The organism is Rhodococcus sp. JVH1 (assembly GCF_000280725.2).
Taxonomy (GTDB): domain Bacteria; phylum Actinomycetota; class Actinomycetes; order Mycobacteriales; family Mycobacteriaceae; genus Rhodococcus_F; species Rhodococcus_F jostii_A.
The window spans coordinates 711,030-730,610 of record NZ_CP166289.1; the positions used below are offsets into that span (position 1 = coordinate 711,030).

Below are 19,581 nucleotides of genomic sequence, written 5' to 3' on the forward strand. Positions count from 1 at the left end.
GTTAGGAACCCGTCATGCGTCTTCGCCCCCGGATCGCCGCGGCCGCCCTGGCCGCGACCGTCCTCACCCTCGGAACCGCCTGCGGCGGAACCGGTACCGCCGCCGATTCAGGCACCGACACCGTCACCGTCTACAGCGCCGACGGGCTCTCCGGTTGGTACCAATCGCGTTTCGACGCCTTCACCGCACGGACCGGGATCGCGGTGAACCTCGTCGAGGCCGGATCCGGCGAAGTCGTCTCTCGTCTCGAGAAGGAACAGTCGAACCCGCAGGCCGACGTCGTCGTCACGCTGCCGCCGTTCATCCAGAAGGCCGACTCCCAGGGGCTGCTCGTTCCGAGCGGTGTCGACACCTCCGCGGTTCCCGCGGCGGAGAAGGACGCGGCCGGTCACCACGTTCCCGTCGTCGAGAACTACCTGTCCTTCATCGCCAACCCGGCGGCCTCGCCTGCTCCCCGCACCTGGGACGACCTGCTGTCCGACCAGTTCAAGGGCAAGATCCAGTACTCGACCCCCGGCCAGGCCGGCGACGGCACCGCGGTGCTGCTGCTCCTGCAGCACCTGATGGGCAAGGACGGCGCACTCGACTATCTCACCAAGCTGCAGGTCAACAACGTGGGACCGTCGTCCTCGACCGGCAAGCTACAGCCGAAGGTCAGCAACGGCGAACTGCTCGCGGCCAACGGTGACGTCCAGATGAACCTCACGTCCATCGCCGAGGACGGCTCGACATTCGACCTCTTCTTTCCCGCTGCCGCCGACGGCACCCGAACCACCGTTGCCCTGCCGTACGTGATGGGTCTGACCAAGGGGGCGCCGCGCAGCGAGCAGGGCAAGCAATTGATGGAGTTCCTGCTCTCCGAGGAGTCGCAGAAGACCGTCGCCGACGATGCGCTCGGCATGTCGGTCCGCGAGGACGTGCGCGCCGCCGCGGGCGAGAGCGCCCCGGCGCGGGCACTGCAGGGGGTGCAGGTGTGGTCGCCGAACTGGAACGACGTACTCACCGAACTCGATTCGGACGTCGCCGCGTACCAGAAGGCCACCGGGAGCTGATCGTGTCGGGACTTCCAGCCAGGCGGGCAGACCCGTCGTACACCACCGCGGTTCGCGGAGCCACCGATTTCTCCGCGCCGGCCATCACGTTCGACCGCGTCACCGTCGGCTACGGCCGCGGCAAGGGCGTCACCCATGCCCTGATCGACTTCAACCTGCGCGTCGGCCGCGGTGAGACGGTGGCCCTCCTCGGCCCCAGCGGGTCCGGGAAGTCGACCGCGCTCAAGGCGCTCGCGGGATTCGTCCGCCCCACTTCGGGTTCCGTGCGGCTCGGATCCCGCGACGTCACCGACCTACCGCCCGCGAAACGGGGAATCGGCGTCGTGGTGCAGTCGTACGCGCTGTTCCCGCACATGCGGGTGGCCGACAACGTCGCGTTCGGCCTCCGCTCCCATCGGGTGCCGCGCGCGGAGATCGGCGCGCGGGTGGCCGAGGCCCTCGACATGGTCGGCATGGCCGCCTATGGCAAGCGCCTGCCCCGCGAGTTGTCGGGCGGACAGCAGCAGCGGATCGCGATCGCGCGAGCCCTGGCGATCCGGCCTTCGGTTCTGCTGCTCGACGAACCACTCGCCGCACTCGACGCGCAACTGCGCGAGAGCATGCTCGGTGAGCTCTCGCGGCTGCGGGCGGCGCTGCCCGACACCGCGATGCTCTACGTCACGCACGATCAGAGCGAAGCGCTGGCGCTGGCCGACCGGATCGCCGTCATGCGGAACTCCCGGCTCGCCGACATCGACACCGCCGAGAACCTCTGGAAGCGGCCGCCGAGCAGTTTCACCGCGGAATTCCTCGGCGGCGCGAACCTGCTGCCGTGCACCGTCACCCGGGTGATCGGGACGTCTGCGCTCGTGTCGATCGGCGGCGTGCCCGTCACCGCCACCGCCCCGCAACCCGACATCGGACACGTGGAGTGGGAGTCGGACCTGCCCGCGTTCCTGTGTGTCCGCCCGCACGCGGTGACACTGACGGCGCCCGGCACGCGGGGTTCGTTCTCGGCGCGGATCGTCTCGACGGTGTGGCGGGGATCGACCACGCGGATCACGCTCGCCGTCGACGACTTCGAGGGAGTGCAGGTGCACGCGGACGTCTCCGGCCACGACCAGCGTGGTCCGGGCACCGTCGTCGGCGTGCAGTTCCCGTCCGACGGCAGCGTCCTGGTGCCGGCGACGTGACCGCGACCCTCGAGCGTCCGCCCGCCGCGACGGCACCGCTCTCCCGCGAACCGTTCCGGTGGCGAGGCATCGCGTGGACGCTCCCACCCCTGCTGCTCGTACTCGGATTCGCCGTCTACCCGATGGCCCGGGTACTCACCGAATCCCTCGCCTCCGAGACCGGGTCCGGTCTGGACAACTGGTCCGCGGTGCTCGGCTCGGAACTGTTCCGCACAGCCCTGTGGCGGACGGTGCAGATCGCCGCCCTCTCCACCCTCGGCTGCCTGATCCTCGGCACGTTCCTCGCGCTCGTCCTGGCGTTCGTCCCGTTCACGGGATCGAAGGTCGTGGGACGGCTGATCGACGCGGTGCTGTCGCTTCCGTCGTTCCTGATCACGCTGGCGTTCACGTTCCTCTACGGCACCGCCGGGGCAGTGAACGCGCTGATCGCGCGGATCACCGGCGCCGCCGACGGACCGCTGAACTTCCTCGGCACCCCACTCGGGGTGATCGCCGCGGAGGTCACGTTCTTCACCCCGTTCGTCGTCCGCCCCCTGCTCGCCGCGTTCACCCAGATCCCCCGCGAACAACTCGACGTCGCCGCCAGTCTCGGGGCGTCGCCGCTGCGGGTGCTCCGGACCGTGGTGATGCCCGAGGCATGGCCCGCACTGCTGGCGGGTGGATCGCTGGTGCTGCTGCTCACCCTCAACGAGTTCGGCATCGTCCTGTTCACGGGTGCCAAGGACGTGGTGACGTTGCCCGTCCTGATCTACACGCGCGGCATCGTCACGTTCGACCTGCCGGGCGCCGCCGTGATCGCCACCGTCCAGGTGGCGCTGTCGCTGACCCTGTACTGCACATACCGATTCGTGTTCGCCACGCTGACGGGAGGCAGCCGTGCTGCTGTGGACGAGAAGGTCTAGAGCCCTGATCGTGGGCGTGTTCGCGGTCGTCGTGACCGTCGTGTTCGTGGCACCGATCGCCACCGTGGTCGCGGCCGCGCTGGCCGGGTCCTGGACGGGCCCGCTGCCGTCGGACCTCGGCGGCCGGAACTTCACGACGGCACTGTCCGACGAGAATTTCGCCAGTCTCACTGTCAGCCTGCAGACGGCGTTCGTCGCGGGCGCACTGGCACTGGTGGTCGGGACGTGGGCGGCACTGGCAGCGCGTGAGGCGCCGGCGTGGTTGCGCCGCATCACCGACGCGGCCTTTCACCTGCCGATCGCGATCCCGTCCGTGGCGATCGGTCTGGGTCTGCTGATCGCGTTCAACTCGCGGCCGCTCCTACTCGGCGGAACCAAGTGGATCGTCCTCCTGGCGCACACGATCCTCGTCCTGGCGTTCACGTTCAGTGCCGTCTCGGCGGCACTGGACCGGCTCGATCCGGCCTACCGGCAGGCCGCCGAATCCCTCGGCGCCGGTCCCACCCGGGTCCTGCTTCGGATCACGCTGCCGCTCCTGCTGCCTGCACTCGGCGCCGCCGCGGGCCTGTCGATCGCGCTGTCGATGGGCGAACTGGGCGCCACCGTGATGGTGTATCCAGCGACCTGGAAGACGTTGCCGGTGAGCATCTTCGGGCTCACCGACCGCGGTCGGGTCTTCCTCGCCGCGGCCGACACCACCCTCCTGCTGGCGGTCACCCTCCTCGCCCTGCTGGTCGTCGGCCGCATCCGCCGGCGCTGACGCACCCGTGCGTGGTTGACGAGTCCTGACACTCCTCAACCACGCACGGGCGGCGGAGCCGCCTACTTCTGGCGGAGCAGGTACCGCTGTACCTTGCCGCTGGGGGTCTTCGGCAGGTTGGGGACGAAGTGCACGGTGCGCGGGTAGGCGTGCGCCGCGAACTTCTTCTTCACCAGCGTCTGCAGTTCGACCTCCAGTTCGTCGGTCCCGTCGACGCCGTCGCGCAGGACGACGAACGCCTCGAGCACCTCACCGCGCAACTCGTCGGGCATCCCGACGACCGCAGCCTCGACGACCTCGTCGTGCATGACGAGCACACTCTCGACGTCGAAGGGCCCGATCCGGTAGCCGGCCATGATGATCACGTCGTCGTCGCGGGCGGAGAAGAAGAAGAAACCGTCCTCGTCGGTCTGCCCCGCGTCGCCGGTGAGGTACCAGCGACCGTCGGCGGTGAACCGCTGCGCGGTCTTCTCCGGAGCGTCGACGTAGCCGGTGAACCACATCAGCGGGCTGCTGTGCGTGTCGATCGCGACGCGACCCGGGGTGCGCGGCGGCGCGATCGCGTCGGAGTCGTCCTCGAGAACGGCGCACGCCCACCCCGGCAGCGGTTTGCCCATGGACCCGTCGCGCACCTCGTTCCGCAGTCCGTCGGCCCAGGAGTTGGCGATGAACATGCCGTGCTCGGTCTGGCCGTAGTGGTCGCGGACGAACACGTCCAGGTTGGCCTCGGCCCACGAGATCACGTCGGGGGTGAGCGGTTCACCCGCAGACGACGCGCGCCGCAGTTTCACCGTCTCGGGGATCGGCGTGGGGTCGGCCCGCAGGCTGCGGTAGACCGTGGGCGCGGCGGCGAAGTTGGTGACGCCGAAACGCTCCATCACCTGCCAGGTGAGGGGCGCGGAGAACCCGGCGTGCAGCAGGATGCTGCGAGTGCCCGCGGCGAGGGGCCCGAGCAGCGCGTAGTACAGGCCGTACGCCCAGCCGGGGTCGGCGGCGTTCCAGAACACGTCGTCCCTGCGGACGTCGAGGCCGAACTCCTGGTAGGCGTGGAACGACGCGAGCGCCCGCAGCGGCACCGGCACCCCCTTCGGTGTTCCGGTCGTGCCGCTGGTGAACAACTGGACGAGGGGGCCGTCGCCGCCGACCGTGACGGCCGCGCCCTTCACATCCGCGGCGTCGTGCGACTCCACGAGCGCCCCGAAGTCGAGAGCACCGGAGTCGGCCCCGCCCACGACGACGACCTGCCAGGACGCGTCCGCGGGGATGTCCTCGCCGGGGGTCAGCTTGTCGAGCTGGCCGGCGTCGGAGACGACGACCTTGGCTCCGCTGGCACCCAGCCGGAACGCGATCGCCGGCGGCGCGAACGCGGTGAACAGGGGAACGTGGACGGCGCCCCGGCGCCAGATGCCGAGCAGCGCGACGACCAGTTCGGCCGACTTGCCCATCAGCGTCGCGACGTGATCGCCCGGCTCGACGCCGAGGTCGGCGAGTGCGGCGGCGAATCGGGTCGACTGCTCGCGCAGGTAGCCGTAGGTCAGGTCGGTCGACGACAGGTCCGATTCGACGACGGTGAACGCCACGTCGTCTGCGGGGTGTCGATCACACAGCAGTTCCGCGGCGGACGCCGTCGGCGTGTCGTACTGGTCCAGCAGCTCACGCACGCGTGCGGTGGGATCGGTGGTCATGCGGTACTCCTTGTGCTCTCATGGCCCGTGACAGATAGTCGGGCCGTCGCCCGAACTCACTACGGTTATGATCTAGCTCACAGACCGCTGTGACTACCCCCGGAAAGGGGTGACCGACTTGGTTGCTCGTGCACCGTCGCTGCTGCGCCCTCGGGACGGGGACGCGCTTCGCGGTGAGCTGCGCTCCATCGCAGCTCACGGCGTTGCGCCGGTCCTGTTCGGCGGCGAGGTCCAGGACGGCACACTGCACCTGAGCGAGTTCGTCGGCACCCGAACCAACAACCTCAAGGGCCTCGCGATCCCGCCGCGTTCCGGTCTCGGCGGCCGCGTCGTCGCCCAGCGCACGCCCGTGGCGGTCAACGACTACGGCCGCTCCTCGACCATCACGCACCACTACGACCGGCCCGTCCTCAGTGAGGGGCTCCGGTCCATCCTCGCGGTGCCGGTCATGGTGCGCGGCAGCTCGCGCGCCGTGCTCTACGCCGCCATCCGCGACTGCGCACCGATCGGCGACCGCACCGCCGACATCGTCGTCGCGGCGTCCCGGCGCCTCGGCACCGAGATCGCCATCCGGGACGAGGTCGATCGCCGCCTCGAGATGATGAAGACGCTCGACGTGAGCGGTGCCGGCGGCGCGACCACCGAGGAACTCCGCGACATCCACGCGGAGCTGCGGAGTGTCGCGCAGACCGTCACCGACACGTCGTTGCAGGCCCGCCTCCGCGGGCTGTCGCAGCGACTGGCGGGCATTCTGCGGCCGGACGCCGACAGTGCCGACGAGGACCCCGGCGTCCACCTCACGCCACGCGAGATCGACGTCCTGTCCCACGTGGCCCTGGGATGCACCAACAGTGAAGCAGCACAGCGCCTCTCGGTGGGACCCGAGACGGTGAAGAGTTACCTGCGCAGTGCCATGAGCAAGCTCGACGCACGGTCGCGGCACGAGGCGGTGGTCACCGCGCGCAGGCTCGGGCTGCTCCCCTAGCGAACACAGTCCTCTCGAACGAGGGACGCAGGCGGTAGCGAAAGGCGGTGGATCATGGGATCGACAGCGGACGCCACGAGTTCGAACGCACCGGATTCGAATTCGCCCGAACAGCCGAGCCTCAAGCGGGTGATGGGCCCGGGGCTGCTCCTGCTGTTCATCGTCGGAGACATCCTCGGCACCGGCATCTACGCGCTCACCGGAAAGGTGGCCAATCAGGTCGGGGGCGCGGTGTGGCTGCCGTTCCTGGTGGCGTTCGTCGTCGCGATCATCACCGCATTCAGTTATCTGGAGCTGGTCACCAAGTTCCCGAAGGCCGCAGGCGCCGCGCTGTACACGCACAAGGCGTTCGGGGTGCACTTCCTCACCTACATGGTCGCGTTCGCGGTGATGTGCTCGGGAATCACGTCCGCATCGACGGCGTCGCGGGCGTTCGCCGCCAATTTCGTCGAGGCGTTCGACCTCGACTTCTCCACCGGGATCGGCATCACCCTGCTCGGTCTCGGCTTCATGACGCTGGTGGGTCTCGTCAACTTCCGCGGCGTCAGCGAGAGCGTCAAGACCAACGTCGTGCTCACCTGCGTCGAGCTGTCCGGTCTCCTGATCATCATCATGATCGGGCTGTGGGCCCTCGGCGTCGGAGACGGCGACTTCTCCCGGGTGGCCACGTTCGACACCGGCGACCGATCCGCTCTCGGCGCGGTCGTCGCGGGCACCGCCCTCGCCTTCTTCGCGATGGTCGGGTTCGAGGACTCGGTCAACATGGCCGAGGAATGTAAGGAACCGAGCCGCATCTTCCCCAAGGTCCTGCTGACCGGCCTGATCATCACCGGCTGCATCTACGTGTTCGTGTCGATCACCGCGATCGCTCTCGTGCCCGTGAGCGAACTCGGCGAGGGTGACACCCCGCTGCTGAAGGTCGTTGAGGCCGGGGCGCCCGGATTCCCGATCGGGATCTTCGCATTCATCACCATGTTCGCTGTCGCCAACACGGCGCTGATCAACATGCTGATGGCGAGCCGGTTGCTGTACGGCATGAGCCGCGAGGGCGTCCTGCCTCCCCCGCTCGGCAAGGTTCACGCCACGCGGCGCACACCGTACGTTGCCATCGTCTTCACCACGATCCTCGCCTTCGGCCTCATCACGTTCGTCGGCGAAGTCCCCGAACTCGGCGGCACCACCGCGCTGCTCCTGCTGGGCGTGTTCACCATCGTCAACATCACCGTGCTCGTCCTGCGCAAGCAACCGGTGGAGCACAAGCATTTCCGGGTACCGACCATCCTGCCGATCATCGGCGCACTCACGTGCGGCTTCCTCGTCACTCCTTTCGCCGACCGCCCCGCGGTGCAATACCAGATCGCGGGCGTACTCCTCGGAATCGGTGTCGTGCTGTGGGCCGGGACCGTCCTCGTGAACAAGAGGCTCGGCAAGGGCGGGCCCCAGATCGACCCCGAGAAACTCGCCGAGCACGAGTGACCCGCCCTCTCGCCGCTCAGTACAGCGAGAGGAACAGTTCGACGGACCCGTCCGGATGATGCACCTCGAGGTCTTCCGCGAAGGCGCGTTCGATCCGGCCGCGCGCCGCCGCGTAGTCGGCGACGCTCCACGTCTCGGCGAGCGCGTCCGGTTCCGATTCGTCCTCGCAACAGAATCGGGCGAAATAGCCGGAACGCACGCCGACCAGGACGTCGCCGGGCTCCATCTTGTCGGTCGAATCGCACGGGTATCCGACGACGACCGTGAACGTGCGCGGCGGCGGGGACGCCGCGTAGACGACGAAGATCTCGGAGCTCCCCCGATCCCTGATCCGCTCCAGCGTGTAGTCGACGAGTTCCCGGCCCGGCCCGGGACGTCCGGGTTTGCCTTCGGGAATGGTCAGGCCCACAAACGATTCGGCCTGCCTCTTGACGATCTCGATCATCGCTTCTCACCCATCGCACTCGACCCCATTACGCTCGACGGCGCCCCGGACTCGTACACGTGGATCGGAATGTACAGATCCACGGCATAGGCGTGGGGATACGCTTCGAGGTCGCCGGTGTACGTCCGCTCGATGTCGCTGTTCGTCTCCGCCTCGCTGACCTGCGCCCACAGCCGCAGCATCACGTCGGGAAACATTCCCCGCGAAGAGAACTTGGCGTACGTGCCGGGCGGTATCCGCGAAATGACGTGACCCCGTGTGGCGTCGTCCACCGTCGCGCACTCGTACCCGACGATCTGGGTGTAATAGGACTCGACGTCGGGAGCGAAGTCGATGTAGGTGGACGCGAGCGGTCCCCGGACCTCGTGGTGGAGCACCCGCGTCCATGCGCGGTCCAGGCGAGGGTCGCTCAATTTCCCCAACGCCCGCTGGGGGCTTCGCACGGGCAGACCGGCCACCAGGGTCTCGCCGCGTTCGATGATCTCGAACCCCATGTCAGATCGCATCCTCGAGAACGTGTGCGTCGCGAACGCCGACGCAGGGCACCCCTCGAGCCCGCGCCAGCTGCATCGCCATCGCATCGGATGGCGAACAGAGTCCGTCCAGGACGTCCTCGGTCGCGATCGCGCAGACGACGTCGCCCTCACATTCGCTGATCGATTCCATTCCGCGGTCGGAAGCCCACTGCCGCAATGCAACCCACCGCGTCAGCTCGGTGCCGGCGCCCGGGCGCCCGACGAACAACACCCTCCGGGCGCCGTTCGCTGTCTCCACGCGGTTCATTTCCGCACTGATGGTCATGGTCCGACTTCCTGTCCACGTTGGCTTTTCGATCCCGGCTGTGCGGGTTCTTTCGTCTGCAACCAACTATGGACCGCCCCGGCGGCAGCGTCTGTCCACCGATCAGCCCCTGAACAGGATGAATTCCGCGTCCCCCGATCGGTGGACAGCGTCGGTGTCAGTACCCCTCGGGCAGCGCGGCGAACATGTCGCGGGTGACGGCGACGGCGTTGTCGGAACTGCCACCGCGCACCACCAGCGTCGCGAACGCGAGGTCGCCGCGGTAACCGACGAACCAGGCGTGCGAACCGCCCTCGACCTCCGCCTCACCCGTCTTGCCGTACACCTCGCCCTGGTCTTCGATCCGCTCCGCCGTACCGCTCGTCACCACGAGACGCATCATGCCGCGCAGCCCGTCGACCATCTCCGGGCTGATCTGAGGATGCTCGCCGTCGATCGTGGTTTCCCGTCCGGCGATCAACCGCGGCACGGGCGTCGAACCGTGTGCGATGGTCGCGGCGGCCAACGCCATCCCGAACGGGCTGACCACCACCTTGCCCTGCCCGAACCCGTCCTCGGTTCGCTGCACCAGGTCCTCCGCCGGCGGCACCGAACCCGAGTCGGTCGGCAGGCCCACCACTTCGTAGTCGGGCCCGATTCCGTACTGCGACGCCGCGACCGTCAGTGCGTCGGGCCGCATCTCGCTGGCGAGTTTCGCGAACGACGTGTTGCACGATCGGGCGAACGCCGTCGCCATCGGCACGGTGCCGAGCGCGAATTCGTTGTAGTTCGGGACGCTGCGCTCACCGATCTCGATGCGTCCCGGACACGGCACCATCGTGTGGGGGGTCGCGATGCCCGAGGAGATCGCGGCGCCTGCGGTGATGATCTTGAACGTCGAACCGGGCGGATACAGGCCGGTGAGCGCGACCGGTCCGTCCCTGTCCGCGGCCTTGTTCTGCGCTACGGCCAGGACGTCGCCGGTCGACGGCTGGATGACGACCATCATCGTCTGATCGGTGCGAGCATTGACGGCGTTCTGCGCCGCGATCTGAATGGGACGGTCGAGGCTGATCGAGAACGACGGGGAGGTCTGCGGCGCCGTCTCGGTGAGCACGTCCGTGTCCACCCCGTTCTGGTTGACCGTCACCACACTCCAGCCGGCCTTGCCGTCGACCTCGTCGATCACGGTCTTCTTCACCTGACCGACCAGATCGGGTGCGAAGTTCCGGTCGGTGGCCACGAGATCCGCCTCGTCGGACACGCTCACCCCGGGAATGGCGCCGAGCACGCCGGCGACCTGTTCGTAGTCGTCCGACCGCAGCCTCGTGACGAGGTAGTCGCCCTTCACCGCCGTCGCCGATTCGGCGATCGACTGCGCAGTGAGCGTGTTGTCGAACGTGGCGAGCGCCGACGCCAGGGACTGGGCACTGCCGATCACGTTGCCCGACTGCGCCGCATCGAACTTCACGCGGTACACCACTCCGGGCACCAGGACGTCCGACCCGGAATGCTCGTTGACCCGCGCCCGCGGCGCGGCAGTGGACCGCAGCGACATCGTCTGCCGATCACCCAGCCGGGGATGGACGTTGGTGGAACTCCACCGCACGGCCCAGTCGCCGCCGCGCCGCCCCATCTGGAGTTCACCCGAATACGTCCATACCCGGTCCTTCGGCAGATGCCATTCGTACGTGTACCCGACGGTGGCCGTGTCACCGCTGACGTGGACGTCCGTCGTCCGGGCGTCGAGAGACTCGGCCTGCAGCGATGTCCACGCGGACTCGAGGGCCTGGCGGGCGACGTCGGGGCGGTCCGACAGATCGGCGGCCTGCTCCGAGTCCTGCTCGGCGAAGGCCGTCAGAAACGCCTGCGCGGCCGGTTCCGGACCGTCCGGTCTCGGCGTACACGCCGTGAGACCCACCGTCAGCACCGCGGCGCCGCACAGGGCGATCGACTGGACGACGCGTAAGCGAGAATATGGCCGCAGGTTCATCGCCGCCCATGGTATGTCGGCGGACACCGCCGACACGGTAGGCGGACAGCGAGTCAGTCCAGGAGAATTGTGGCGAACGTCGCGACCTGGCTGAAGCCGATGCGCGCGTACGCGCTGCGGGCCACCGTGTTGAAGCTGTTGACGTAGAGGCTGGCGATGCGGCCCTCGGCGATGACGGCCTCCGCGACCGTCGCGGTACCCGCCGCCCCGAACCCGTGCCCGCGATACATCGGATGCACCCAGACGCCCTGGATCTGCCCCACCCGCGAGGACACCGATCCGACCTCGGCCTTGAACACCACCTGACCGTCGTCGAATCTGGCCCACGCCCGGCCGGCGGCGATGAGATTGGCGACGCGGCGCCGGTACCCTCGTCCGCCGTCGTTGGCGCGGGGGTCGATGCCGACCTCTTCGATGAACATCGCGACCGCGGCAGGCAGGTACTGCTCGAGTTCGTGCATCCGCACCTGCCGGACCAATGGATCCGGGCGGCACTGCGGGGTACTCGCCAGCGCCAGCAGCGGCTGGTCGGGCCGGACCTCGCGGGCAGGCCCCCAATCCATCTCGAGCATCTCCCACAGCGGCAACGTCAGTTCGGCCCGGCCGACCAGCGACGAACACATGCGCGGGGTGCGACAGGCTCGGTCGGCGAACGCCCGCATGTCGTCGATGCTGCCGCGCAGCGGCACGAAATTCGCGCCCGAGAAGCACAACGATTCGAGCGGCCCGCCCCGACTCCACAACTCTCCGTGGATCATCCGGGGATCGACGCCGCCCTCTTCTACGCGAGCGGCAACCATGCAGGCGGCGACAGGATCGGCGTCGAGAACGCGGAGCACGTGTGCTGCGTCCCGACTGCTCAACTGTTTGGCACCGAGGAGCTTGAGCATCTACCCAACCTTGTCAGCTAGTGGACCTGCCCACCAGATTGCCATGAACTCGCCGGAAACGGGAGACGTTTCGTTGCCCGCTGCCTGCGCCGACTCAGCTGACCGTCACGACGGGTGATCCGGACGTCGCATCACCCTCCATCTCCTCGGCGATCCGCATCGCTTCCTCGATGAGGGTTTCGACGATCTGCGCCTCCGGCACGGTCTTGATGACCTTGCCCTTGACGAAGATCTGCCCCTTGCCGTTGCCGGACGCGACACCCAGGTCGGCCTCGCGGGCCTCACCGGGACCGTTGACGACGCACCCCATGACGGCCACGCGCAGCGGGATCTCCATGCCCTCGAGACCGGCGGTGACCTCGTCGGCGAGCGTGTACACGTCGACCTGCGCGCGCCCGCACGACGGGCAGGACACGATCTCGAGCTTGCGGGGCCGCAGGTTCAGCGACTGCAGGATCTGCGTGCCGACCTTGATCTCCTCGGCGGGCGGGGCGGACAGCGACACCCGGATGGTGTCGCCGATGCCGTCGGCCAGCAGCGCGCCGAACGCCACCGCCGACTTGATCGTGCCCTGGAACGCCGGACCGGCCTCGGTCACCCCGAGGTGCAGCGGGTAGTTGCACTGCGCCGCCAGCTGCCGATAGGCCTCGACCATGATCACCGGGTCGTTGTGCTTCACCGAAATCTTGATGTCGCCGAACCCGTGTTCCTCGAACAGTCCCGCCTCCCACAGGGCGGACTCGACGAGCGCCTCCGGCGTGGCCTTGCCGTACTTCTGCATCAGCCGCGGGTCGAGGGAACCGGCGTTGACGCCGATGCGGATCGGGATACCGGCGTCGCCCGCGGCCTTCGCGACCTCCTTGACGCGTCCGTCGAACTCCTTGATGTTGCCGGGGTTCACGCGCACGGCGGCGCAACCCGCCTCGATGGCGGCGAAGATGTACCGGGGCTGGAAGTGGATGTCGGCGATGACCGGGATCTGGCTCTTCTTCGCGATGGTCGCGAGCGCGTCGGCGTCCTCCTGCCGCGGGCAGGCGACGCGGACGATGTCGCAACCGGACGCCGTGAGTTCGGCGATCTGCTGCAGGGTGGCGTTGACGTCGTGGGTCTTGGTGGTGCACATCGACTGCACGGATACCGGGAAGTCGCTGCCGACACCGACAGTTCCGACCTGGAGCTGGCGAGTCTTGCGGCGGGGTGCGAGAACGGCGGCCGGGCCTTCGGGCATACCCAATCCGACAGGGCTGGTCACGTGGGTGCCTTCTTTCGTAGCTTCAAGTCCGAGTTTAGCGATCACTGGAAGAGCTTGATCGGGTTGACGATGTCGGCGGTCAGGGTGAGGAGCATGTATGCGCCGCCTATGACGATCACCACATAGGTGACGGGCAGAAGTTTCATGTAGTCGACGGGTCCCCCGCTGGGCAGTCCGCGCCTGCTGCGGAACCAGTCCCGGACCCGCTCGTACACGGTGACCGCCATGTGCCCGCCGTCGAGCGGCAGCAGGGGCAGGAGGTTGAACATCCCGAGGAAGAAGTTCAGGCTCGCGAGCAGCAGCACGAACGCTTCCCAGATGCCTTGTTCGGCGATCTGGCCGCCGATGACGCTGGCGCCGTACACGGAGATCGGGGTCTCCGGGTCGCGTTCTCCGCCCGTCACCGCGTGCCACAGGTCGACGGCCTTGCTCGGCATCTGCACCAGCCGCTCGGCGGTCATCACGAACATGTCACCGGTGAACTCGAGCGAAGCGGGCACCGCCGAGAGGGCCGAGTGCTCGACGACGCTCGGTGTCGCGCCGACGCCGATCGCGCCGACGGTCGCCTCGTGAGGTTCGGTCTCCCCCTCCTCCTGGACCCAGCGCTGCACCTGCTGGACCGGGACGACGATCGTCTGCTCTTCGCCGTCCCGCTCGATCGTGAAGTCCACCGGACCGGACAGCGAACGCGTGGCGGCGGCCACGTCGGCGAACGTGGGCGTGTCCTTGCCGTCGACCGCGGTGATGACGTCGCCGGTCCGGATGCCCGCCTGCTCGGCGGGGCCCGGACCGGTGCACTCGGACAGGGCGTAGTCGGGGCCGGGCCCCTGGGTGGGCGCCGCGCACCCGACCGAGCCGACGACCGCGTCGGTGGACCGGTTGAGGTCGGGCAGCCCCCACCCGACGGCGAGGACGTAGACCAGCACGAGCCCGAGGACGAAGTTCATGCCGATGCCGCCGGACATCACCGCGAGGCGCTTCCACGTCGGCTTCTTGTACATGGCCCGGTCTTCTTCGTCCGGTTCGAGTTCGTCCAGCGCCGTCATCCCGGCGATGTCGCAGAACCCGCCGAGCGGGAGCGCCTTGAGCCCGTACTCGGTCTCACCGCGCCGGAAGGAGAAGACCTTGGGTCCGAAACCGATGAAGTATCGGCGGACCTTCATGCCGGTGGCCTGCGCCACCCACATGTGCCCCGCTTCGTGAAGTGCGATCGACAGCGCGATCCCGAGGGCGAAGAGAACAACGCCCACTGCGAACACCATGCAGTTCTAGCCTTCCTGCTTCACGAGCTGACGTGCTCGCTCACGTGCCCAGCCGTCGGCGGCCAGTACGTCTTCCACGGTAGCCGGTGGCGCCGACCACTCGTCCGCCTCGGACAGCACGGAGGCGACGGTGCGGACGATGCGCGGGAACCGGATGATCCCGTCCAAGAATGCCTGAGCCGCGACTTCGTTCGCAGCGTTGTAGACCGCGGTGAGGCATCCCCCACCCTTGCCTGCCTCGCGGGCGAGGTCGACGGCGGGGAAAACCTGCGAGTCGAGAGGCTCGAAGTCCCAGGTAGACGCCGTGCTGAAGTCGCAGGCCGCGGCGGCGCCTGCGATGCGGTGCGGCCAGCCCAGCGCCAGGGCGATCGGAAGTTTCATGTCGGGTGGGCTGGCCTGCGCCAGCGTCGACCCGTCGGTGAACGTGACCATCGAGTGCACGATGGACTGCGGGTGAACGGTGACGTCGATCCGGTCGTAGTCGACGCCGAACAGCAGGTGGGTCTCGATCAGTTCGAGCCCCTTGTTGACGAGTGTCGCGGAGTTCAGCGTGTTCATCGGCCCCATCGACCACGTCGGGTGGGCACCGGCCTGCTCGGGTGTCACCGATTCGAGCCGATCGGCCGTCCAGCCGCGGAACGGTCCACCCGAGGCGGTGAGAACCAGCCGGTCCACCTCGTCCGCGCTGCCGCCCCGCAGACACTGGGCCAGCGCGGAGTGCTCGGAGTCCACCGGCACGATCTGCCCCGGAGCCGCCGCTGCTGTCACGAGGGGCCCGCCGGCGACGAGCGACTCCTTGTTGGCGAGGGCGAGCCGCGCACCGGACTCGAGCGCGGCCAGGGTCGGCTCCAGTCCCAGCGAACCGACGAGAGCGTTGAGCACGACGTCCGCTTCGGTGGTCCGCACCAGTTCGGTGACGGCGTCCGGTCCGCTCAGCACGCCGGGCCGAGCCAGCGATGCGGCCGCCGACGGATCCGCGACTGCGACGGAGGACACACCCGTCTCACGAATCTGCCGGTCCAGCAGTTCGACGTTTGCGCCACCGGCCGCGAGTCCCACCACCGTGAACTTGTCCGGGTTGGCGGCCACCACCTCCAACGCCTGGGTACCGATCGAACCTGTGCTGCCGAGCAGCAGGACGCGAGTGGGCCTGTTTTCATCCACCCACCCATTCTTCCTGATGAAATGCGGACCGCCCGCCATGGATGGCCCCGCTACATACGACGGGCGGTCGTATGTCACGATATGTCGAGTAGCGCAACCGAATCTGCAGGAGGATCGATCGTGGCCGGTACCCAGTTGGAGCCCTCGTCCAGCGACCCCATCGTGGCCGCACACGTCGACACCGCGGAGGTCCCGTCGGCAGCATGGGGCTGGAGCGGTGAGGCGCCGAAGACGTTCCGGTTCTTCGGATGGTTCTTCGCCGTGTTCCTGCTGCTCATGATCATCGGCAACCACACCGGCCTGGTCGAGGACCTGTGGCTGATCGGCTGCGCGGCCCTGATGGTCGCGATCCTCGTTCGCGACATCGTCCTGCGGCGTAAGCCCCGGTAACACCGAACCACGAACGAACCCCTCGCCCCGATCACTCGGGAACGAGGGGTTTCGTCGTTTCGGCCTGTTCGGTGGGAGCTCAGTTCTCGGCGGCGAGCTGCCCGCAGGCGGCGGCGATCTCCTGGCCGCGGGTGTCCCGGACGGTGCAGGACACACCCTGCGCCAGCACGCGCCGGACGAATTCCTTCTCCACCGGCTTCGGGCTCGCATCCCATTCACTGCCCGGCGTGGGGTTCAGCGGGATCAGATTCACGTGCACCAGCGGCCCGAGCGCCTTGCGCAGCTTCTTGCCCAGCAGGTCGGCGCGCCACGGCTGATCGTTCACGTCCCGGATCAGCGCGTACTCGATCGAGACGCGGCGGCCGGACTTGTCCGCGTAGTAGCGGGCGGCGTCGAGGACCTCCGCGACCGACCAGCGGTTGTTCACGGGGACCAGGGTGTCGCGCAGTTCGTCGTCCGGGGTGTGCAGAGACACGGCCAGCGTGACGCTGAGGTCCTCGTCGGCGAGCTTGCGGATCGCGGGCGCCAGACCCACCGTCGACACCGTCACGGAGCGCTGCGACAACCCGAGGCCGTCGGGGGCGGGTGAGGTGATGCGACGGACGGCGGCGACCACTCGCTTGTAGTTGGCGAGCGGCTCCCCCATCCCCATGAAGACGACGTTCGACAACCTGCCCGGACCGCCGTGGACGTCGCCGTCGCGCAGAGCGGCCGCGGCGGCACGCACCTGGTCGACGATCTCGGCAGTCGACAGGTTGCGTTGCAAACCGCCCTGACCGGTCGCGCAGAACGGGCACGCCATTCCGCACCCCGCCTGGCTGGAGATGCATAGCGTCGCGCGGTCGGGATAGCGCATGAGGACGCTTTCGAGCAGCGTCCCGTCGTTCGCCTTCCAGAGCGTCTTGCGGGTGTCGCCGCCGTCGCAAGCCAGGTGCTTGACCGGGGTCAGCAGCGTCGGGAACAGGGCCGCGCCCACCTGCTCGCGCACGGCGGCGGGAAGATCGGTCATCTTCTCCGGATCCGCCTCGAGCCGCGCGTAGTACTGCCGGGCCAGCTGGTCGGCCCGGAACCCGGGCAGACCCAGCTCCTTGACGGCCTCCCGCCGCTCGGCGGAGTCGAGGTCCGCGAGATGCTTGGGCGGCATCCCACGCCGGGGCGCGGTGAAAACGAGGGGAAGCGAGACAGCCATAGTTTCTCCATTGTCCCATTGATTCGAGGGTCGTTGTCGCGCGGATGCCTGATCGACGTCGTTTCGCCGCCCGATGCGCATGCAGATCCCGCCCAGGTGGGTGAAGATCAACTTATGTCGACAACACCGGACGACCCCACGAACTTCCCTCCGGACGTCCCCGTCGGCCGCGGCCCCGGCACCGGTCCGGCGCCCACCGACCCGCCGCACCCCGACACCGCACCGGAGGGCACCGAGCATCCCGACGTCGCACGCCGCAAGGGCATCAAGCACACGCGGGTGGGCGCCACGTGGACCGGTCTGGTGATCGGAATCGTCGTTCTGGTACTGCTTCTCGTGTTCATCCTGCAGAACCTCGACAGCGTGACCCTCGAAATGTTCGTCTGGGAATTCACCCTCCCACTGGGGGTCACACTGTTGTTCGCGGCGATCGCCGGCGCGGTGATCATGGCCCTCGCGGGCGGTGTCCGCATCATCCAGATCCGCCGGGCCGCGAACCGGCAGCGGCGCCTGAACAGTAATTTCTAACTGAACAATAGTTACGCAAGTGGATTGCGCAGACGCTGAGCGAGCAGAATTACTGTCGTGGATATCACCGGAACGGCACGACTGTGAAGGCCGACATGGAGACGACTGTGGCACCGCGTATCACGGCTGAACAAGCACGATCCTGGCTGCTGGTTCCCGCCGGCAAACCCGAGGGTTTCGAGGCGGCCCGTGCCAGCGCCGCCGACGCCGTGATTCTCGACCTCGAAGACGCCGTCACCCCCGACCTCAAACCCCGGGCCCGCGCCGACGTCGTCGCCTGGCTCGGCGAGCACCGGCGCGCGTGGGTGCGGATCAACGACGCGACCACCCCCTACTGGGCGGACGACCTGGCCGCCCTGAACGGTGTTCCCGGGCTCGAGGGCGTCATGCTCGCCAAGACCGAGAGTGGAATCCAGGTCGACGCCACCGCCGAGCGGCTCCCCGAGGGCACGAAGGTGCTCGCCCTCGTCGAATCCGCGATGGGACTCGAGGCCGCGCCCGAGATCGCCCGGACGGAGGCCACGTTCCGGCTCGCGTTCGGCAGCGGCGACTTCCGCCGCGACACCGGGATGGACGATTCGCCGCTGGCGATGGCCTACCCCCGCTCCCGGCTGACGGTCGCCAGCCGGGCGGCCCGGATCGCACCGCCGATCGACGGCCCCACCCTCGGCACCGACGTCGACGCCCTGGTCCGGGCGTCGGCGCTGACCTTGTCGATGGGCATGACCGGGAAGCTGTGCATGACCATCGCGCAGACGGCGCCGGTCAACGACGCACTGAGCCCGTCCCCGGCCGAGGCCGAATGGGCGCTCGACGTGATCGCGGACCTCGGCGAGGACGGCTCCCGTGTCCGGGACGGCAGCGACCTCCCCAAGCTGGCGAAAGCCAAGAAGATCAACGCGCTCGCGAAGCTGTTCCACATCGCGCCGCGGTAGACAACGCCGGTCAGAGAATCTGCAGCCCGGCGGGCTTTCGGCGGACGTGCACGCGGTAACGCACGTCGAGAGCCACGCCGGGTGTCTGCGCGAACGCCTTCGACGCCGTCTTCACGGTGAACTCGATACCGAGGACTCCGCGCAGCGATTCCCGATCCGGGAATCGCCATTGCGTCTCCACGCGCACCATGTCGAACCCCTGCGCCGCGAAGAAGGCCTCGACGGTCGCCGGGTTGTACTGCGGCAGGTCTGCCCGCATCCATTCGCCGTAGGGATGGGCCGTGGCGTCGAGATCGACCACCACGAGCGCGCCGCCCGGGCGCAGCACCCGCATCGCCTCACAGATTCCGCGGCCGCAGCCGGGACCGAAGAAATAGGCGGTCCGCGCGTGCACGACGTCCACGCTCGCGTCGCCCAGGGGTATGCCCTCGGCCGAGCCCTCGATCACGCGGACGTTCGGCAGGTGCCCCACGCGGGTGCGGGCACGCTCCAGCAGCGGCGGATGCGGTTCGATTCCGTAGACCGCGGACGCGGACTCGGCGAAGACCGGGAGATGGAAGCCGGACCCGCAGCCCACGTCGGCGACGGTGCCGCCCGCCCAGTCCACGGCCCCACGCAGGTGACGGAAGATCGCACCGTCCACGTCCTGGGCGCGATTCTCGACCTCGTACCACTCCGGCCAGTGCCAGATGTTCGGGCTGGGGATGGTCACGGCAGGGCG

At 68.4% G+C, this 19,581-nt stretch carries 20 protein-coding genes; 9 read left to right on the top strand and 11 right to left on the bottom strand.

What is annotated here, in order from left to right:
- Window positions 1-14: 14 nt before the first annotated feature.
- The 4 genes from JVH1_RS03360 to JVH1_RS03375 are packed head-to-tail and all read left to right on the top strand — an operon-like array spanning window position 15 to window position 3,886.
- Window positions 15-1,052 carry a 2-aminoethylphosphonate ABC transporter substrate-binding protein gene (locus tag JVH1_RS03360; protein WP_009479761.1) on the top strand — a complete coding sequence of 346 codons (1,038 nt, stop codon included), beginning with the start codon at window positions 15-17 and terminating at the stop codon, window positions 1,050-1,052.
- 2 nt (window positions 1,053-1,054) lie between these two features.
- On the top strand, window positions 1,055-2,224 hold the full coding sequence (locus JVH1_RS03365) for an ABC transporter ATP-binding protein (RefSeq protein WP_009479760.1): 1,170 nt from the start codon (window positions 1,055-1,057) through the stop codon (window positions 2,222-2,224).
- Window positions 2,221-3,126, top strand: a complete 906-nt coding sequence (locus JVH1_RS03370; protein WP_009479759.1) for a 2-aminoethylphosphonate ABC transporter permease subunit — start codon at window positions 2,221-2,223, stop codon at window positions 3,124-3,126. The genes JVH1_RS03365 and JVH1_RS03370 overlap by 4 nt, the downstream gene beginning before the upstream one ends.
- Window positions 3,101-3,886 carry an ABC transporter permease gene (locus tag JVH1_RS03375; RefSeq protein WP_037195581.1) on the top strand — a complete coding sequence of 262 codons (786 nt, stop codon included), beginning with the start codon at window positions 3,101-3,103 and terminating at the stop codon, window positions 3,884-3,886. Before JVH1_RS03370 ends, JVH1_RS03375 begins: the two co-directional genes overlap by 26 nt.
- 62 nt (window positions 3,887-3,948) lie before the next feature.
- Here JVH1_RS03375 and JVH1_RS03380 read toward each other — a convergent pair whose 3' ends face one another.
- Complete coding sequence (locus JVH1_RS03380) at window positions 3,949-5,571, bottom strand: AMP-binding protein (protein ID WP_009479757.1); 1,623 nt, start codon at window positions 5,569-5,571, stop codon at window positions 3,949-3,951.
- A gap of 109 nt (window positions 5,572-5,680) precedes the next feature.
- Here JVH1_RS03380 and JVH1_RS03385 point away from each other — a divergent pair, with 109 nt between their 5' ends.
- Together JVH1_RS03385 and JVH1_RS03390 are read left to right on the top strand one after the other, a co-directional pair.
- Window positions 5,681-6,556 (top strand): LuxR C-terminal-related transcriptional regulator, encoded by an 876-nt coding sequence (locus tag JVH1_RS03385; protein ID WP_009479756.1) that lies wholly within the window; start codon window positions 5,681-5,683, stop codon window positions 6,554-6,556.
- 54 nt (window positions 6,557-6,610) lie between these two features.
- Window positions 6,611-8,032 carry an APC family permease gene (locus tag JVH1_RS03390; protein ID WP_009479755.1) on the top strand — a complete coding sequence of 474 codons (1,422 nt, stop codon included), beginning with the start codon at window positions 6,611-6,613 and terminating at the stop codon, window positions 8,030-8,032.
- Window positions 8,033-8,048: 16 nt separating this feature from the next.
- On the opposite strand, the gene JVH1_RS03395 is transcribed toward JVH1_RS03390, so the two are convergent.
- From JVH1_RS03395 to dxr, 8 genes are all read right to left on the bottom strand, one after another.
- On the bottom strand, window positions 8,049-8,477 hold the full coding sequence (locus JVH1_RS03395; protein WP_009479754.1) for a hypothetical protein: 429 nt from the start codon (window positions 8,475-8,477) through the stop codon (window positions 8,049-8,051).
- Window positions 8,474-8,971: a GyrI-like domain-containing protein gene (locus JVH1_RS03400; protein WP_009479753.1), complete on the bottom strand. Its 498-nt coding sequence runs from the start codon at window positions 8,969-8,971 to the stop codon at window positions 8,474-8,476. Before JVH1_RS03400 ends, JVH1_RS03395 begins: the two co-directional genes overlap by 4 nt.
- Before the next feature lies 1 nt (window position 8,972).
- Window positions 8,973-9,278: a hypothetical protein gene (locus JVH1_RS03405; protein WP_009479752.1), complete on the bottom strand. Its 306-nt coding sequence runs from the start codon at window positions 9,276-9,278 to the stop codon at window positions 8,973-8,975.
- Between the two features lie 157 nt (window positions 9,279-9,435).
- The gene (locus tag JVH1_RS03410; RefSeq protein ID WP_192817883.1) at window positions 9,436-11,250 is read right to left on the bottom strand and encodes a penicillin-binding transpeptidase domain-containing protein; all 1,815 of its coding nucleotides are present in this window, start codon (window positions 11,248-11,250) and stop codon (window positions 9,436-9,438) included.
- Window positions 11,251-11,303: 53 nt separating this feature from the next.
- Complete coding sequence (locus JVH1_RS03415; RefSeq protein WP_009479750.1) at window positions 11,304-12,140, bottom strand: GNAT family N-acetyltransferase; 837 nt, start codon at window positions 12,138-12,140, stop codon at window positions 11,304-11,306.
- A gap of 94 nt (window positions 12,141-12,234) precedes the next feature.
- A complete protein-coding gene (gene ispG / locus JVH1_RS03420) occupies window positions 12,235-13,392 on the bottom strand; it encodes a flavodoxin-dependent (E)-4-hydroxy-3-methylbut-2-enyl-diphosphate synthase (RefSeq protein WP_005259330.1) in 1,158 nt (385 codons plus the stop codon).
- A 41-nt stretch (window positions 13,393-13,433) separates the two neighbouring features.
- Window positions 13,434-14,654 carry an RIP metalloprotease gene (locus tag JVH1_RS03425; protein ID WP_016880164.1) on the bottom strand — a complete coding sequence of 407 codons (1,221 nt, stop codon included), beginning with the start codon at window positions 14,652-14,654 and terminating at the stop codon, window positions 13,434-13,436.
- A gap of 6 nt (window positions 14,655-14,660) precedes the next feature.
- A complete protein-coding gene (dxr, locus tag JVH1_RS03430; RefSeq protein ID WP_011598434.1) occupies window positions 14,661-15,857 on the bottom strand; it encodes a 1-deoxy-D-xylulose-5-phosphate reductoisomerase in 1,197 nt (398 codons plus the stop codon).
- Window positions 15,858-15,938: 81 nt separating this feature from the next.
- Between dxr and JVH1_RS03435 the strand changes: the two genes are divergently transcribed.
- Complete coding sequence (locus JVH1_RS03435; RefSeq protein WP_009479745.1) at window positions 15,939-16,208, top strand: DUF2631 domain-containing protein; 270 nt, start codon at window positions 15,939-15,941, stop codon at window positions 16,206-16,208.
- A gap of 79 nt (window positions 16,209-16,287) precedes the next feature.
- On the opposite strand, the gene rlmN is transcribed toward JVH1_RS03435, so the two are convergent.
- On the bottom strand, window positions 16,288-17,397 hold the full coding sequence (gene rlmN, locus JVH1_RS03440; protein ID WP_005240549.1) for a 23S rRNA (adenine(2503)-C(2))-methyltransferase RlmN: 1,110 nt from the start codon (window positions 17,395-17,397) through the stop codon (window positions 16,288-16,290).
- A 114-nt stretch (window positions 17,398-17,511) separates the two neighbouring features.
- Between rlmN and JVH1_RS03445 the strand changes: the two genes are divergently transcribed.
- Together JVH1_RS03445 and JVH1_RS03450 are read left to right on the top strand one after the other, a co-directional pair.
- A complete protein-coding gene (locus JVH1_RS03445) occupies window positions 17,512-17,925 on the top strand; it encodes a lipopolysaccharide assembly LapA domain-containing protein (protein WP_009479744.1) in 414 nt (137 codons plus the stop codon).
- 83 nt (window positions 17,926-18,008) lie between these two features.
- A complete protein-coding gene (locus tag JVH1_RS03450) occupies window positions 18,009-18,860 on the top strand; it encodes a CoA ester lyase (protein ID WP_009479743.1) in 852 nt (283 codons plus the stop codon).
- A gap of 10 nt (window positions 18,861-18,870) precedes the next feature.
- Here JVH1_RS03450 and JVH1_RS03455 read toward each other — a convergent pair whose 3' ends face one another.
- Complete coding sequence (locus JVH1_RS03455; protein ID WP_009479742.1) at window positions 18,871-19,572, bottom strand: class I SAM-dependent methyltransferase; 702 nt, start codon at window positions 19,570-19,572, stop codon at window positions 18,871-18,873.
- Between the last annotated feature and the right edge of the window lie 9 nt (window positions 19,573-19,581).